Origin of the sequence: Xanthomonas maliensis, assembly GCF_009192945.1 — a bacterium.
Classification (GTDB): Bacteria; Pseudomonadota; Gammaproteobacteria; order Xanthomonadales; family Xanthomonadaceae; genus Xanthomonas; species Xanthomonas maliensis.
This window is the reverse complement of record NZ_NSET01000113.1, coordinates 1-744: the sequence shown is the minus strand read 5'-3', so window position 1 is coordinate 744 and position 744 is coordinate 1. Positions and strand designations below refer to the sequence as shown.

Below are 744 nucleotides of genomic sequence, written 5' to 3'. Positions count from 1 at the left end.
ACACTACGATGTGCACTGGAACATCGACTGGGACTACAACCGCGACAATCCCAAGCATCTGTTCCGTCCATGGGGCTTCCAGCCGGGTCACCAGACCGAGTGGGCCAAGCTGCTGATGCTGCTGGACCGCTATGCGCCCAGCGAGTGGCTGTTGCCGACCGCGCGACACCTGTTCGACACCGCGGTGGAGCGTTCCTGGGATGCGCAGCGCGGCGGGCTGTACTACGGTTTCGCTCCCGATGGCACCGTCTGCGACGACGACAAGTACTTCTGGGTGCAGGCCGAATCGTTGGCGGCGGCGGCGTTGCTGGCGCAGCGCAGTGGCGAGGCCAGCTACTGGCAGTGGTACGACAAGCTGTGGGATTACTCCTGGAAGCACATGGTCGACCATCGCTACGGTGCGTGGTATCGCATCCTGGATGCGGACAACCGCAAGTACAGCGATGAGAAGAGCCCGGCCGGCAAGACCGACTACCACACCATGGGCGCGTGCTACGAGGTTTTGAACGTGTTGCGGCCGGCTGCTTGATGCTGGCGTGATCAGAGCCCCCCCCCCCCCCCCCCCCCCCCCCCCCCCCCCCCCCCCCCCCCCCCCCCCCCCCCCCCCCCCCCCCCCCCCCCCCCCCCCCCCCCCCCCCCCCCCCCCCCCCCCCCCCCCCCCCCCCCCCCCCCCCCCCCCCCCCCCCCCCCCCCCCCCCCCCCCCCCCCCCCCCCCCCCCCCCGCCCCCCCCCCCCCCCCCCCCC

The 744-nt window shown here is 72.7% G+C and carries 2 protein-coding genes; one reads left to right on the top strand and one right to left on the bottom strand.

The window, feature by feature from the left end; all coding sequences use genetic code 11:
* Nucleotides 1–529: AGE family epimerase/isomerase (locus tag CKY51_RS22115; protein WP_211904949.1), on the top strand; the 529-nt coding region annotated here is incomplete at its 5' end.
* 11 nt (nucleotides 530–540) lie between these two features.
* On the opposite strand, the gene CKY51_RS22545 is transcribed toward CKY51_RS22115, so the two are convergent.
* Nucleotides 541–744, bottom strand: a 204-nt coding sequence (locus CKY51_RS22545) for a hypothetical protein (protein WP_211904947.1), incomplete at its 5' end; no start/stop codon positions are given.